The organism is Priestia megaterium (assembly GCF_041941685.1).
Classification (GTDB): Bacteria; Bacillota; Bacilli; order Bacillales; family Bacillaceae_H; genus Priestia; species Priestia megaterium_C.
The window spans coordinates 3,195,273-3,208,666 of sequence record NZ_CP130958.1 but is presented as its reverse complement, the minus strand read 5'-3'; the positions used below and the strand labels follow the sequence as shown (position 1 = coordinate 3,208,666).

The 13,394-nt window shown below is 37.1% G+C and carries 17 protein-coding genes; 12 read left to right on the top strand and 5 right to left on the bottom strand.

All coding sequences use genetic code 11. The features are described 5' to 3' along the window. Positions 1-17: 17 nt before the first annotated feature. Positions 18-431: a DUF1259 domain-containing protein gene (locus Q5794_RS16780; protein ID WP_013083952.1), complete on the bottom strand. Its 414-nt coding sequence runs from the start codon at positions 429-431 to the stop codon at positions 18-20. Between the two features lie 114 nt (positions 432-545). Then, positions 546-1,202 (bottom strand): DUF975 family protein, encoded by a 657-nt coding sequence (locus Q5794_RS16775; protein WP_013057906.1) that lies wholly within the window; start codon positions 1,200-1,202, stop codon positions 546-548. Between the two features lie 288 nt (positions 1,203-1,490). Between Q5794_RS16775 and Q5794_RS16770 the strand changes: the two genes are divergently transcribed. The 5 genes from Q5794_RS16770 to Q5794_RS16750 all read left to right on the top strand — a co-directional run bounded on the left by Q5794_RS16770 (position 1,491) and on the right by Q5794_RS16750 (position 4,482). After that, positions 1,491-2,036 (top strand): CBO0543 family protein, encoded by a 546-nt coding sequence (locus Q5794_RS16770; RefSeq protein WP_214985935.1) that lies wholly within the window; start codon positions 1,491-1,493, stop codon positions 2,034-2,036. 101 nt (positions 2,037-2,137) lie between these two features. Further along, on the top strand, positions 2,138-2,494 hold the full coding sequence (locus Q5794_RS16765; RefSeq protein WP_192994311.1) for a DUF4440 domain-containing protein: 357 nt from the start codon (positions 2,138-2,140) through the stop codon (positions 2,492-2,494). 83 nt (positions 2,495-2,577) lie between these two features. Then, positions 2,578-3,138: a signal peptidase I gene (lepB, locus tag Q5794_RS16760; protein WP_374988173.1), complete on the top strand. Its 561-nt coding sequence runs from the start codon at positions 2,578-2,580 to the stop codon at positions 3,136-3,138. 290 nt (positions 3,139-3,428) lie between these two features. Continuing rightward, entirely contained in the window at positions 3,429-3,992 is a 564-nt protein-coding gene (locus Q5794_RS16755) for an NAD(P)H-dependent oxidoreductase (RefSeq protein ID WP_214985931.1), read from the top strand. Positions 3,993-4,317: 325 nt separating this feature from the next. Further along, positions 4,318-4,482, top strand: a complete 165-nt coding sequence (locus Q5794_RS16750; RefSeq protein WP_192994307.1) for a hypothetical protein — start codon at positions 4,318-4,320, stop codon at positions 4,480-4,482. Between the two features lie 80 nt (positions 4,483-4,562). On the opposite strand, the gene Q5794_RS16745 is transcribed toward Q5794_RS16750, so the two are convergent. Further along, positions 4,563-4,817 (bottom strand): hypothetical protein, encoded by a 255-nt coding sequence (locus Q5794_RS16745; RefSeq protein ID WP_013057893.1) that lies wholly within the window; start codon positions 4,815-4,817, stop codon positions 4,563-4,565. A 362-nt stretch (positions 4,818-5,179) separates the two neighbouring features. Here Q5794_RS16745 and Q5794_RS16740 point away from each other — a divergent pair, with 362 nt between their 5' ends. The 7 genes from Q5794_RS16740 (at position 5,180) to Q5794_RS16710 (ending at position 11,726) form a co-directional block, all read left to right on the top strand. Beyond that, positions 5,180-5,986 carry a cell wall hydrolase gene (locus tag Q5794_RS16740; protein WP_057244398.1) on the top strand — a complete coding sequence of 269 codons (807 nt, stop codon included), beginning with the start codon at positions 5,180-5,182 and terminating at the stop codon, positions 5,984-5,986. A 561-nt stretch (positions 5,987-6,547) separates the two neighbouring features. Then, entirely contained in the window at positions 6,548-7,498 is a 951-nt protein-coding gene (locus Q5794_RS16735) for an ABC transporter permease (RefSeq protein WP_374988172.1), read from the top strand. Then, positions 7,491-8,438 carry an iron chelate uptake ABC transporter family permease subunit gene (locus tag Q5794_RS16730; RefSeq protein ID WP_214988320.1) on the top strand — a complete coding sequence of 316 codons (948 nt, stop codon included), beginning with the start codon at positions 7,491-7,493 and terminating at the stop codon, positions 8,436-8,438. The genes Q5794_RS16735 and Q5794_RS16730 overlap by 8 nt, the downstream gene beginning before the upstream one ends. Next, complete coding sequence (locus Q5794_RS16725; RefSeq protein ID WP_116738852.1) at positions 8,432-9,190, top strand: ABC transporter ATP-binding protein; 759 nt, start codon at positions 8,432-8,434, stop codon at positions 9,188-9,190. Before Q5794_RS16730 ends, Q5794_RS16725 begins: the two co-directional genes overlap by 7 nt. A gap of 23 nt (positions 9,191-9,213) precedes the next feature. Then, positions 9,214-10,170, top strand: coding sequence for a siderophore ABC transporter substrate-binding protein (locus Q5794_RS16720; protein WP_374988171.1), 957 nt, complete (start codon positions 9,214-9,216; stop codon positions 10,168-10,170). A 302-nt stretch (positions 10,171-10,472) separates the two neighbouring features. Next, on the top strand, positions 10,473-11,327 hold the full coding sequence (locus Q5794_RS16715; RefSeq protein WP_013057886.1) for a manganese catalase family protein: 855 nt from the start codon (positions 10,473-10,475) through the stop codon (positions 11,325-11,327). A 258-nt stretch (positions 11,328-11,585) separates the two neighbouring features. Then, positions 11,586-11,726: a hypothetical protein gene (locus tag Q5794_RS16710; protein ID WP_013057884.1), complete on the top strand. Its 141-nt coding sequence runs from the start codon at positions 11,586-11,588 to the stop codon at positions 11,724-11,726. Between the two features lie 60 nt (positions 11,727-11,786). On the opposite strand, the gene Q5794_RS16705 is transcribed toward Q5794_RS16710, so the two are convergent. After that, positions 11,787-12,041 carry a hypothetical protein gene (locus Q5794_RS16705; RefSeq protein WP_214988324.1) on the bottom strand — a complete coding sequence of 85 codons (255 nt, stop codon included), beginning with the start codon at positions 12,039-12,041 and terminating at the stop codon, positions 11,787-11,789. Between the two features lie 153 nt (positions 12,042-12,194). Beyond that, positions 12,195-13,274, bottom strand: coding sequence for a PrsW family intramembrane metalloprotease (locus Q5794_RS16700; RefSeq protein WP_374988170.1), 1,080 nt, complete (start codon positions 13,272-13,274; stop codon positions 12,195-12,197). Positions 13,275-13,394: the final 120 nt, after the last annotated feature.

Genomic DNA, 13,394 nt, shown 5'->3' with positions numbered 1-13,394 from the left:
GAGATGCGTTTAATAAATTATTCGTTCGTTGGCACAGGAAGACTTTTGAGCATTGTAAAACAAAAAGCCATTTTTTTTGCAAAATGTAAAGGAGGCTCTACAGATTGAATATGAAGATACATAAGGACCGGTTCTGTAAAAAGCCAATGGTTATGCAAAGCGCTTACGATAAGACCTTGCCGCGCAGCAGCTTCTGTAAAACGAGGGATTTCTTCTTGTAAAATAGCAATCTCAGCCAAGTTTAACGCGTTTCCCTGTGCGTCTATCGCCTCAAATGATACACCAACAGGAACGACAGAGCTGCTTTTCCGCCCTTGAACATGAGCTTGAAAGCTTCTTTTAAGCGACACTGAGCATCCTGTTGGACTAACTTTGCTTTTAGCGTTTAAAATCTGGCCAAACTGCTGACAAATTTCACTTGTAGTATACATATAAGCTCCTGCCTTTCTTTTATACTCTTAGTAAGCTTTATGACATAAGAGCTTCACTTATGCAAACAGTGTTCTTATAAAAAAATCCCCTTCACGATGAAGAGGATTTTTTTATTATTCAGCATGCGATGAGCGTTCGTTTAACAAATTTTCATAAAAACGGGCAAGTGAAGCAGAAAGATATGGTATAGACCATAAAAAGCCGATTCCTAGTGTAATAATACTTAATAAAAACCAGCCAAGAAAGCTTAGCAGCAGCAGGAAGTACTGTCCTTTGTAACCATTCATCAACCTGCGGCTTTCGGTAATCGCTTGATTCATCGAGTAAGTAGGATTGTCTTTACAAATATAGTACGTTTGTGAATATGCCAGTGCTTTAATAATTCCAGGAATCAGTAAAAGCAGTGACCACAGCATCACATAAAGAGTCATAAGTACATAAATTCCTAGTGACTTTACATAAAGACCGAAGTCTTGGAATGTTTTAAACAAGTGTCCCAATTGAACAGATTCACCTCGTGCTAAACCTAAAAACGCCCAGTAATTCGCCATCAGAAGAGGCGAGAAGACAATAGCAAAGGCAGTTGAAATCCATGAGGCCGAATCAGATTCATCTTTCATCCAATTGTCATAGCCGCCGCTTGCCACAATTTCAAATGGAATAGGCAGAAGCGTATATACTCCGTACGTCACCACCGTTAGTAAAATCGCAAGTCCCCAGCGATTCTTTAAAGAAGCTTTAGCTTCTCTTTTAATCGTACCGATGTTCATGTTGTTCCTCCTTTAATGTTGCAAAACAGTATCTTTTTGCTTGTATTAACATGTCAACCATGCACAATTGTTAATTTTGTATGAAATGAAAATAATAGTCAATAGGTTCTGAGATGAAAAGCAAAGCTTCTGCGAAAAATTTTTACTAGACAGATAGAAACCACTAAATAGGTACAAGCCGCTTTTAAAGAAGCTGCCTGTAAGAAAGGAAAGCCCTATGCGTGATTTGGCATTTTTGTATGAAGTGAAACCCTCATGGAAAGAATTTCTAAGATAGGAGGGATTTCTATGTTTGAAATGATCAAAATGATGCAACAAGTCTTAAATGAAAAGGAATTTTCTTATTGGGTTCATCAAGACCTTTTTAGTTTTCAATGGTGGCTCATAGTGGTGATAAACGCTCTTTTTCTGCTGCTTTTTTACTTTTTTATTGATAGGCAGCGCTTCTTTTTTATGCTGCTCGTTTTTTTTATCAGCTTTGACATAGTCGGTTTGGTAGATGAATTCGGGAAATTTTTTAACCTGTGGTGCTACCCTCACCAGATGCTTCCATTTACAGATCGCTTCAATACGGTTGACTTTGCTATTATTCCGGTAAGTATCACACTCGTCTACCAATTTTTTAGCAAATGGAAATTTTTCTTCATAGCACATGCCGTTAATTCTGCCATTATTGCTTTTATAGGCATTCCGCTATTTAGAGCGCTGCATTTATATGAATTGCTGAACTGGACAATTTTTTATTCTTTTCTCACAGTATTTATCATAGGACTTGTGGTGAAAATCATTAGCGATTGGATGGAAGGTAAGAATAGACGCTATAGCGTCAGCTGAACAAACCATACTCATATCTATACGGGATATGAGTATGGTTTGTTTGTGTGAAAATAACGCGTTATTTCTTTATAATAGGCGCAAGAGGAGATGAATAAAAAATGGAGAATGCTACCCAAATATTTTATGAATTAGAATGCATGCACTTAAAATCAGAAGTACGAACCTCTGCTAAAGAGCTTTCAAACATTCTTGCAGGTGATTACGTGGAGTTTGGAAGCTCAGGCAGGGTATGGAAACGAAAAGATTACAATAACAATCATGTACTCTCGCCAGATGTATTCGAAATCTCTCATTTTCATATAGACGTATTGTCTCCTGACTGCGTATTAACTACCTATCATCTTATGAACCATACGGCAGAAAAAAAGACGCTTCGCAGTTCTATTTGGCGAAAAAGAGAAGAAAAGTGGCGTTTGTTTTTCCATCAAGGCACAGTGACAAACGGTGATCAATAAATAAGATTATTCGGTTATTATTATACTTTCCCTCTATTTGATGCTATGATGAAAGTATATTTTGACGTAAGGGATGTTTTGAGATGAGCAAAAATAACGTAAAAAAAGAAGTGTTTTCATGGATTAAGTCCATTATTATTGCATTGGTTATTGTAGTGGGAGTTCGCCATTTTTTATTTGCGCCAACTACGGTTCACGGGGAATCGATGTATCCAACGTTTGAAGATTCAAACCGCGTTATTTTAAATAAAATCAGTGATGTTGATCGCTTTGATATGATTGTATTTCATGCACCGGATGCAGATGAAAATTATATTAAACGTGTAATTGGACTGCCAGGAGATACGGTAGAAATGAAAAACGACGTTCTATATATTAACGGAAAAGCTTATAAAGAGCCGTATTTAAAAAAATTTAAAAAATCTCTTGCACCTAATGAAAAATTCACGGAAGATTTTACGCTTCAAACGCTGCCTGCAACTGATGGCAAAGTGAAGGTACCGAAAAATTCACTGTTTGTAATGGGGGACAACCGTCCTGTAAGTCATGATGGACGAGCATTTGGCTTCATTCCACAAAAATCAGTTATTGGAAAAGTGCAGTTTCGATACTATCCGTTAAATGAAGTAGGCGAACCGAAATAGAAAAAGGGAAAAAGGCTGGCGGAATTTAATTCGCCAGTCTTTTTTATTGGGTTAAAAGAACTGATTTAAAAAACGATTTGCTTTATGCGAGTTAAACATCTTCTAAAGAATTAGTAAATTAGACCTGGTTTTTTTCTTTGTTTAGGAAATCATAAGGGTGTTTAAAAAGGGACTTCTAGGTACCTATGTTACTTCAAAGTAAGAGGTGGTACTGGTAGGTAAGTAGTTTATATGGGTATACAGTTATATGAAGATAAAGAAACAAGGATTTTGGAAAGGAGCAGGTCAGCATGAAAAACGTATTAATCATTAATGGACACGAGTATTATAAAAAATCAAAAGGCGAGTTAAATCAGACGATTTTTAACGAAATGCAGCATTTACTCACTGGTCAATTTGACATTAAAACAACGGTGGTTGATAAAGGCTACGAAGTAGACGAAGAAATTGAAAAGTGGCTATGGGCTGATGTTGTGATTATGCAGACGCCTATTTACTGGTTCAGCATTCCCGGAAAGTTTAAGCAATATATTGATCGCGTGTATATGGATAACATTTTCTTTAAAGGCTCCAATCAATACGGGCGAGGCGGCTTATTAATGGGGAAAAAATACATGTTTTCTCTCACGTGGAATGCGCCGGAAGCTATTTTCGACAATGACGAAGCTTTCTATGAAGGAAAAAGTTTAGACGAAGCCATTATGCATTTGCATAAAATGAATCAGTACGTCGGTATGAGTCCACTTCCAACTTATTCTATTCATGATGTAGTCAAACATCCAAACATTGATCACTACAAGCATAAATTAGAAAATCATGTAGCAGAAGTATTTGGAATAGGAGAGCACCAATAAAAGTATAGCCGTTCGTTTTCTGAGAGTATCCTTAGGTTTTACAGCTAGTAAAAGAAAAAAACATAAAAAAGCTGCTTTCTATACATTACATGTATAGAAAGCAGCTTTTTTATGTGACAGTTTCAAACTTCAGGGTGTGAGGTGGGATAGTTTTTGTTTACCCGTCTATATCTAAATAAAACAATCTAAATGATAATGAAGTAGAAATTATTTATTCCGTTTGTTTATAAATTGTTTAAATATAAGATGAAGCAGTTTAGCTTTGGAAAATAAGGGAAGAAGCATACTAACTTGCCTGTGTATATTTAGAAAAGGAGGGATAAAGATGTCGTTAGCTCATTTTGATGATATTTCAGAAATTTGCTATGCATGTGAAAAACAGCCTCTTGGGAAAAGACAAAAACGCATTGGCGTATGGACGGAAAAAGAAATGAGAAAGCCTGCTGAAGAAAGAGTAGAAAGTCAGAAGGTGGTCGCACTTTCTCGTTAATGTAAAAAAGCCTTTAGCTCATCTAAAGGCTTTTTTACGTATTGGCGTTTGGACATGTGTGAAAGGTCATAGAAGAATCGTTATAAATCTTCTAGTCTTTGAACTTTTTTGCCTTCTATTTTATGCTGTTCCATCGTTTCTTTTAACTCCTTGTTCGCCGTTGTCATCGTCGTTTCATTTGTTACGCCCATAAATGACCAGCCGTGAGATTCAAGCCAGTACTTGAATTCTCGCAAAAACTCTTCCTGCGTTCCTCCCGTATGATAAAAAGCTCCTTGAATTGTAATAGCCGGTTTCTCCGTGTTATACGTCACATACATTTTATTTGCACACATCCAAATAGACCTCCTTTATTAATAAACAAACGTAAATTGACAAAGAAGCGCTGAATCATTCCTCAATAGTTACACTATTTCTCTATTTGACTGCTGTTTTCCTTTTTATCTCTGCGATTAATCATAATAAAATCAAGTTTTTTACAGAAAGAGGAATGTAAGTAAATAGATAAAAAGCTCGTTTCGCAATGAAATCGTCATATTTCTACATATTCTTTAAGGGGCATGTAAAAGTTGTAACATAATGAATGGCACTGTAAGAAACTTAATCCAATTAGAACAAATGTTACTGTTTTTTTTAATGAAAAGGCGAATCTATGTGCTAAGGTAATAACAGGTTCAAATTTTAGGAGGTAGTTTTTGTGAGTAAAAAACGTGTAAAAAAATGGGCAGTTGCTTCTGCAGCGTCTGTAGCATTTCTAGCAAGTCAAGGAACAGCATCAGCAGCAGCTTCGCACAAAGTCGTAAAAGGAGATACCTTGTGGGGGCTTGGCCAACAAAATGGGGTTACGGTAGATGAACTGAAAGGTGCTAATAACCGCCAAAACGACATGATTTACGTTGGAGAAACATTAACGATTCCTGACCAGGGACAAGCACAACCTGCCGCTAGTCCGGCAACATCTGTACATACAGTAGCACAAGGCGAAACGTTATATCATATTGCAACACAAAACGGCATGACTGTGGATCAGTTAAAAGCTGTTAACGGTTTACAAAGTGATATTATTACCATCGGACAAACATTAAAACTTCAAGGAGAAGCACCGGCGCCGGCACAAACTGCTCCGTCTACATCGGTTTCTGCACAAGATCAAGATTTACTAGCAAGATTAGTAGAGGCAGAAGCAAAAGGTGAGCCGTACCAAGGAAAAGTAGCGGTAGCAATTGTGGTATTAAACCGTGTAGCTTCACCGGAATTCCCAAATAACATTCACGACGTTATTTATCAGCAGCTAGGAAACGGCGTATATCAATTTTCACCAGTAGCAAACGGAGCAATTAATCAGCCTGCATCAGAAGAATCAAAACGAGCGGTAAGCGAAGCATTGACAAACCCGCATGAAAACGATGCGCTGTTTTTCTATAATCCGAAAATCGCTGAAAGCCAATGGGTTGCAACGCAGCAAGTAACGGCAGTTATCGGAAACCATGTATTTGCAAAATAAGTAAATTTCTTTCAAACATAAACATATATTCCATATATATGTAATATTGATACAGAGAGGCTGCCACAAAAGTATTTTGCTTAAAGTTAAATCTGAACCATTAATAGTTATTATATTAATGGTTCGGATTTTTTTGTTGTTATAGTAAACGCAGATTTCATATATGTAGTTACTTCGAGCTGTTGATTAGAGGACAAGGCGAAGACTCCTGCGAAAAAAGCGGAAAGTGAGAAGCCTTGCACGGGAATCAACAGCGGCGTATAAGCGATCCATACTAGCTCATGTATCCAATTAACTCGTCTTCAGATTGGATTAATGCAATTATGTCTCAATCCTTTTTTATATGAAGAGAGAAATAGCTATTTTTAAGTCTAATTGAACCTTGAAATGCCTTAACAGATCCATCTGTTAAGGTATTTTTTGGCTTAAATTTTGAGAAAACCATTGATTATTTAGAGAATAATGATATGATAAAGAAAGTCAATTGATAATGATAATCATTTACACATGATGAAGGAGGAGATAACTAGACTTATAGAGGGAAGAAAGGAGTAAGGAAAGTTGAAGTTTTATCAGTTAATTCTTATATTTGCTGTACTATCGGTTTTGTCTCTTTTTGTAGGAGTACAAGATCTGTCAGCGATGGATCTGTTTCATTTAACAAAAGAAGAAAGCCAAACGCTGTTTTTTAGTCGTTTTCCAAGGCTTTTGAGCATTATTATGGCGGGAATGAGCCTTAGTATTTGCGGATTAATTATGCAGCAAATTACGCGAAATAAGTTTGTATCTCCAACAACTGCAGGAACGATGGACTGGGCAAGACTTGGTGTGTTAATTTCTCTACTAGTATTTGCTTCAGCAAGTCCTCTATTAAAAATGACCATTGCTTTCATTTTCTCACTTGCAGGTAATTTATTGTTTATGAGAATACTAGACAGAATTAAATTTAACGATACCATTTATATTCCACTAGTCGGTTTAATGCTTGGGAGTATTGTAAGTTCTCTAGCCACATTCATTGCCTACAAATATGATTTGATTCAAAACCTTTCTTCATGGCTGCAAGGCGACTTTTCGCTTGTCGTTAAAGGGAGATATGAACTTTTATACCTGAGTATACCGCTCTTAATAATTGCTTATCTTTACGCAGATAAGTTCACGGTTGCTGGTATGGGAGAAAGCGTTTCGATCAATTTAGGCGTGAAATATAAACAAATCGTTAACGTTGGACTAGTTATTGTTTCGCTTATTACGTCGATTACGATTTTGACCGTTGGCATGCTGCCTTTTTTAGGGTTGATTATTCCAAATATCGTATCGATTTACCGTGGAGATCATTTACGAAAAAGCCTGCCTCATACAGCGCTGCTTGGAGCTGTGTTCGTACTTGCGTGCGATATTTTAGGCAGAATTATTATTTTCCCTTATGAAATTTCCATTGGGTTAATGGTAGGTGTAATAGGAAGTGCGATCTTTCTTTTTATGCTGATAAGGAGAGGTCGTTATGCATAACAAATATAAAATCATCATTCTTGCCGCGCTGGCCGTTTTATCAGTGGCGCTGTTTATTAGCTATGATTTAGGCTACTGGCAGTACACCCTGCCGCGAAGAATTGAAAAAGTCGCTGCGATTGTTTTAACCGGAGGAGCTATTGCGTTTTCATCCGTTATCTTTCAAACGATTACAAATAATCGAATCTTAACTCCTAGTATTCTAGGACTGGATTCACTGTATTTATTTCTGCAAACGTTTATTGTGTACATCTTTGGCTCGACGAATATTGTCATCATGAACAAAAATCTTAATTTTCTTGTTTGCGTATCGCTCATGATTATCTTTTCGGTCTTGCTTTACATACTGATGTTCAAAAAAGCCGGTAAGAATATTTTCTTTATTTTACTGGTTGGAATTGTGTTCGGCACCTTATTTAAAAGCATGTCTTCATTTATGGAAATGCTAATTGATCCGAATGAATTTCAAGTTGTACAGGATAAATCATTTGCAAGCTTTAACAATGTTAATACCGATTTGCTATACATAGCAGCCGTTATTTTTATTCTACTTGGCATTTACGTGTGGCGCTTTACATCCATTTTTGATGTACTGTCGCTAGGAAGAGAACATGCGGTAAATTTAGGTATTGATTATGATAAGCTCGTCAAAAAAATGCTGATTGTGATTGCCATTTTTGTCTCAGTGGCTACAGCTTTAGTTGGACCGATTACATTTCTTGGACTGCTTGTTGTGAACCTTGCGAGAGAGCTGTTCAAAACGTACAAGCACACCTATCTAATGATGGGATCACTGCTGCTTAGTGTTATTGCCCTCGTCGGAGGAGAATTTATCGTTGAAAAAGTGTTCACCTTCAGCACCACGCTGAGCGTCATCATTGACTTTGCCGGCGGAATTTACTTTATTTATTTGCTGCTAAAGGAGAATAAATCATGGTAGAAGTAACAAATGTCAGTAAAACATACGGAGAAAAAACCGTATTAGAAAAAACATCCGTCGTGATTCCAAAAGGAAAAATCACGTCATTTATAGGCCCAAACGGAGCGGGGAAAAGTACGCTGCTTTCAATTATGAGCCGTCTCATTAAAGCTGACTCAGGGTCAATATCTATAGAAGGAAAAAATATAGAGAATATTGACAGTTCAGATTTAGCCAAAAAAATGAGCATTTTAAAACAGTCCAATCAGCTTAATATTAGGCTTAGCGTACGTGAACTCGTAAATTTCGGCCGGTTTCCTTATTCAAAAGGCCGCTTAACAAAAAGCGATGAGCAAGCAGTTGACCAGGCGCTGAGTTATATGAAGCTTGAAAGTATTCAAGACAAATACTTGGATGAACTGAGCGGGGGACAGTGTCAGCGAGCATTTATCGCTATGGTCATCGCCCAGGACACGGAGTATATTTTCTTAGATGAACCGCTCAATAATTTAGATATGAAGCATTCCGTTGAAATTATGAAGCTGTTGAAACGTCTCGTAGAAGACTTAGGCAAAACGATTGTAATTGTCATTCACGATATTAATTTTGCGTCTGTTTATTCCGATTATATTGTAGCGCTTAAAAACGGTGAAGTGATCCGTGAAGGCCCAACAGAAACCATCATTCAAACGTCTGTATTAAGGGATATATACGATATGGATATTCCAATCGAAACGGTTGGCGGACAGCGTATTTGCGTGTATTTTTCATAAAATTTATTCATGAGGTGACGAAAGTGAAAAAAGTGTTAGTAATGTTTGTAGCAGTCTTAACTGCGATTGTTGTAGCTGCTTGCGGTAATCAAGGAGCAAAAGAAACAACAGGTGGAGAAAGTAAACAAAAAGAGACGGTAACAGTAACCGATCAGTTCAATAAAGACGGAATTAAAATTAAGAAAAACCCTAAAAAAGTTGTAGTATTCAGCATGGGTGCACTTGATACACTAGATAAACTAGGGGTTGAAGTAGCGGGCTTGCCAAAACAAGCGATTCCTGAGTATTTATCAAAGTATCAAGATGATAAGTATGCTAATGTAGGTGGCTTAAAAGAACCTGATTTCGAAAAAATTGCAGAATTAAAGCCAGACTTAATTGTTATTCAAGGCCGCCAAGCAGATTCATTTGATGAATTTTCAAAAATTGCGCCGACGATCTATATCGATACAGACAACCAGCACTATATGAAGTCATTTAAAGAAAACACAAAAGTACTAGGACAAATTTTTGATAAAGAAGATCAAGCGAAAAAAGAGCTAGCAGCAATTGATAAGCAAATTGCAGATTTGAAAAAACAAGCGGACAAACTAGATAAAAAAGCGCTTGTAATGATGGCAAATGATAGCAAAATGACAGCGTTTGGTCCGGGTTCTAAATACGGATTAATCCACGACGTATTCGGTATTAAAGCTGCAGACGATAGTTTAGATCCATCGGCTAAGCACGGCCAAAGCATTTCATACGAATATTTAGTTAAGCAAAATCCAGACTACTTATTCGTCGTTGACCGCGGTGCAGCAATCGGTGAAAAATCATCCGCTAAACAAATTGTTGAAAATCAGTATGTAAAAGAAATCAACGCGGTGAAAAACAATCACGTTGTGTATCTTGATCCAGGCCTTTGGTATTTATCTGGAGGAGGCCTTGAATCAATGGCAGGCATGATTAAGGAAATTAAAGCAGGTATAGAGAAGTAATAGAGAAAAAGAGCTGGTTTTAACCAGCTCTTTTTTTTGTGCATTCAAAGTATTCACTGTTCCGTATAAGGAATGTAAAAAGAGTGTTATACGTGTATTTCAATTCAGTTGTCTTTTAACTACCGAGAATAAAAAGGCCGCATCTGGAAACAGTAGTTATGTGCACATGTTAGAAAGATGGCACCACGGAATATGTCAGGAAAAAAAGAAACAGGTACTGTAAGTGAAAAATCATACAAGGGACAAAAATCTACATAAGCTAGTTCAAAAAACAAGCAATGTCAATAAAAGGAGTGTTTTATATGTATTATTACAAAGAAGGATTAATTAACGGCATTAAACCGGATAAGCCCGACCCAGCAGCCGCGAAAGTACTGCAAGAAGCCTTAGGCGGGCAGTTTGGTGAAATGCGGACAATGATGCAATATTTCTTTCAAAGCTCTAACTTCAGAGGAAAAGAAACGCAGTATCGCGATTTAATGAAAGGTGTTTTTTTAGAAGAAATAGCTCACGTAGAACTCGTTCAAAATACCATTAATGCATTGTTAGATGAATCTGGCGGAGCCGGGGTAGGAAGTCAAGGTTCAGATCAGGCTCCTCTTGATGAAGCCGTAAAACATGCTAATCCTCATCACTATATTATGGGCGCTCAAAGCTCACTGCCAGTGGATGCGGGCGGAAATCCATGGAACGGCTCGTGGGTTTATAATCATGGAAATCTAGTGGCTGATTTGCTGAATAACGTTGTATTAGAATCAACCGGCGTTTTACAAAAAACAAGAATATATGAAATGAGTTCTAACCAAACGTTAAGAGAAACGCTAGGTTTCTTAATTGTTCGAGATAATGCTCATCAAAATGCGTTTGCAAAAGCTCTTGAAACATTAGGCGTGGACTGGGGAAAGCTATTCCCTGTACCAAATTATGATATTAACAAATACCCTGAATGCAGAAAATTTGTCGAGATGGGGTATCATAACACGCAATTTGATTTTAGGTTAGATCCGCACCGAATGGGAGAAATATTCCAAGGGCAGACGCCAAGCAGAAATGGCGGAGACTTGAGCGTAACGCCTCCACCGGAAGCTTTTCCAGTCCCTCATTTATCTGAAATGCCAAATGAGCATGCTCCAGGTTTAGGAGATATGAACGCATAAAAGTATGTGAATCGACTTTAATTAAACAAAGCTAAAATAAATAAAAAACATTGACTGAGAGCTAGTAGTCAATGTTTTTTATTTATTTTAGCGAAATTCTTTCATTTGTCTAGCGCAAAGCACATCTCGCCGTTCCTGTAAGCGCATGATAAAGGGCTTTTTTACATCTGTTTGTGAATTTATTTGTTTTTTACAAAAAGAAAAGGGAATACTTTCTTTAATCGCTTGTGATAGAAAGCTAATAAGGGGTATGCTGCTATGAGTAACCAAAAAGATGAGTTTTTATTTAAAAGAGAGCTCTATCGCTTAGTACAAGAATACAAACGCTGTAAAGTTGAAGAAATTAGACGGGCAATTAAAAAGGACATTCTTCTTTTGAAGAAGGTTATAAATAACTAAAATAGATAAACACCGGCAAAAAAGCTCATGTTAGTTAATAAATGAGCTTTTTTTGCTGCTTTAAACTTGTTCAAACGAATTAGTATGTGTATAAATAGTCTCAGGAAGATTATGGACCATGTTAAACAGAGCTAACGCAGTTGTTTCTAGTTCTTCATAACGATAAATGATATCGTTTTCAATATCGTAGATTTGAAAACTGTTTAATTGTTTTGAATAACTTAGTGTAAACCTATTGGCAAGAGTATGAGTAATGTCGCTATCTCTATAATTTACTAAATTTGCTATCATGTGCTTAATTTCAGTTAGGTTCATCCACCAAGTCACCCTTTCATGTTATTGAAGTTATCATACCATGTACAGGTAGTTTGAATGCTTTTTTTTACAATTTGTAACAACAATTTTCAAAATGAAACATAAAGGTAATAAAAAGTTAAAACGAGCAGCTTAACGCAGGCTGGACATTTATTATGAGGGGGTAGGATTTTCTTTGCAGTAGGTTAACTCCAACTTTTTATCTGCGATTTGTTTTAGCCCAATACGAATCATACCGAATACTAAAATCCATAATATAACCGTTAAAATTGTATGTCCAGCGGGCAAAATACCTAGTATAGGTGAGTCCCAAAGAGCGTGCATAAAAACGACAAGCAAAAATACACCGAGAAATTTTGGTTTTATCAACATGCTCCACCGAAATTTCTTATTTCCTTGGACGATGCAGACGGCAGCTCCAGTCAAGGCAGCCCAAGCTACATGTCCTCCAGGAGCAAAAATACTGCGCCAAAGTATTGTAGAATAAAGCATGTGAAAGCTGCCGGAAAGAAGTGCCCGTAAAGCATAGCCAGCGGTTTCAAAAGCAGCAAAACCAGCTCCTATTGCAGCTCCCAAGAGGAGTCCGTTAAGGATATATCTATATTTAAGATTGCGTACAAAATAAATAACCGCGATAACTTTAGCCAGTTCCTCGCATATTCCAATCACGATCACGTTTGTGTTATTTCCAAGAATATCATAAAACACAAGCGCTAATAAAAGTGAGAGGATTCCGCCAATAAAAACGACATAAACAATTTTGTAAATAGCAATATTCTGCGGAGCGTTCATTTCCCAAAAGAAAATGAGCGTAGTAAATGGCACTGCAAAAGCACCGACTACAATAAGACCGGGTATGAAGTTGATGTTTTCGAACAAGCTTACGCCTAGATATAGCCCTAAGTATGCGACAAGCGCAATAAGAAAGACCCTTGCAAAAAGCCAAGGCTTTGGCCATGTATTTACAACTTCTTCTATTTTAGGAGTCGTAAGCCCTGTTCCTACAATAAAAAGCCGTTCAGCTTCCATTTCACTGTGCTGTCGGAAGACTCGAGAGAATATATTTTGAAATTTAGGTTCAACCGAACGTTCATTTCTTGGGATTTTATCAACACGATGGGCAAACAAGTAGAATATGCTGTAGTTTTCGTCGTGTTCCACGATTTCATGGCCGCAATTTAAGCAGAATTTTACCCCTTCCGGATTAGAATAAGCGCAATGGGGGCATTTCATTTATCTTCCTCCTTTTTCTAGATACAAATCGTTTGACGCTTGTCTTATGACATCTTCTACATATATTATGTGAGCCGATGAAAAAAGCATAAGAGGGTTTGATAGGTAATTTGCTTAAAT

What these genes read in the sequence shown, in the direction of transcription:
- Q5794_RS16780 (WP_013083952.1), bottom strand. Translation starts at nt 431, where the DNA reads ATGTATACTACAAGTGAAATTTGTCAGCAGTTTGGCCAGATTTTAAAC.
- Q5794_RS16775 (WP_013057906.1), bottom strand. Translation starts at nt 1,202, where the DNA reads ATGAACATCGGTACGATTAAAAGAGAAGCTAAAGCTTCTTTAAAGAAT.
- Q5794_RS16770 (WP_214985935.1), top strand. Translation starts at nt 1,491, where the DNA reads ATGTTTGAAATGATCAAAATGATGCAACAAGTCTTAAATGAAAAGGAA.
- Q5794_RS16765 (WP_192994311.1), top strand. Translation starts at nt 2,138, where the DNA reads ATGGAGAATGCTACCCAAATATTTTATGAATTAGAATGCATGCACTTA.
- lepB (WP_374988173.1), top strand. Translation starts at nt 2,578, where the DNA reads ATGAGCAAAAATAACGTAAAAAAAGAAGTGTTTTCATGGATTAAGTCC.
- Q5794_RS16755 (WP_214985931.1), top strand. Translation starts at nt 3,429, where the DNA reads ATGAAAAACGTATTAATCATTAATGGACACGAGTATTATAAAAAATCA.
- Q5794_RS16750 (WP_192994307.1), top strand. Translation starts at nt 4,318, where the DNA reads ATGTCGTTAGCTCATTTTGATGATATTTCAGAAATTTGCTATGCATGT.
- Q5794_RS16745 (WP_013057893.1), bottom strand. Translation starts at nt 4,817, where the DNA reads ATGTGTGCAAATAAAATGTATGTGACGTATAACACGGAGAAACCGGCT.
- Q5794_RS16730 (WP_214988320.1), top strand. Translation starts at nt 7,491, where the DNA reads ATGCATAACAAATATAAAATCATCATTCTTGCCGCGCTGGCCGTTTTA.
- Q5794_RS16725 (WP_116738852.1), top strand. Translation starts at nt 8,432, where the DNA reads ATGGTAGAAGTAACAAATGTCAGTAAAACATACGGAGAAAAAACCGTA.
- Q5794_RS16715 (WP_013057886.1), top strand. Translation starts at nt 10,473, where the DNA reads ATGTATTATTACAAAGAAGGATTAATTAACGGCATTAAACCGGATAAG.
- Q5794_RS16710 (WP_013057884.1), top strand. Translation starts at nt 11,586, where the DNA reads ATGAGTAACCAAAAAGATGAGTTTTTATTTAAAAGAGAGCTCTATCGC.
- Q5794_RS16705 (WP_214988324.1), bottom strand. Translation starts at nt 12,041, where the DNA reads ATGAACCTAACTGAAATTAAGCACATGATAGCAAATTTAGTAAATTAT.
- Q5794_RS16700 (WP_374988170.1), bottom strand. Translation starts at nt 13,274, where the DNA reads ATGAAATGCCCCCATTGCGCTTATTCTAATCCGGAAGGGGTAAAATTC.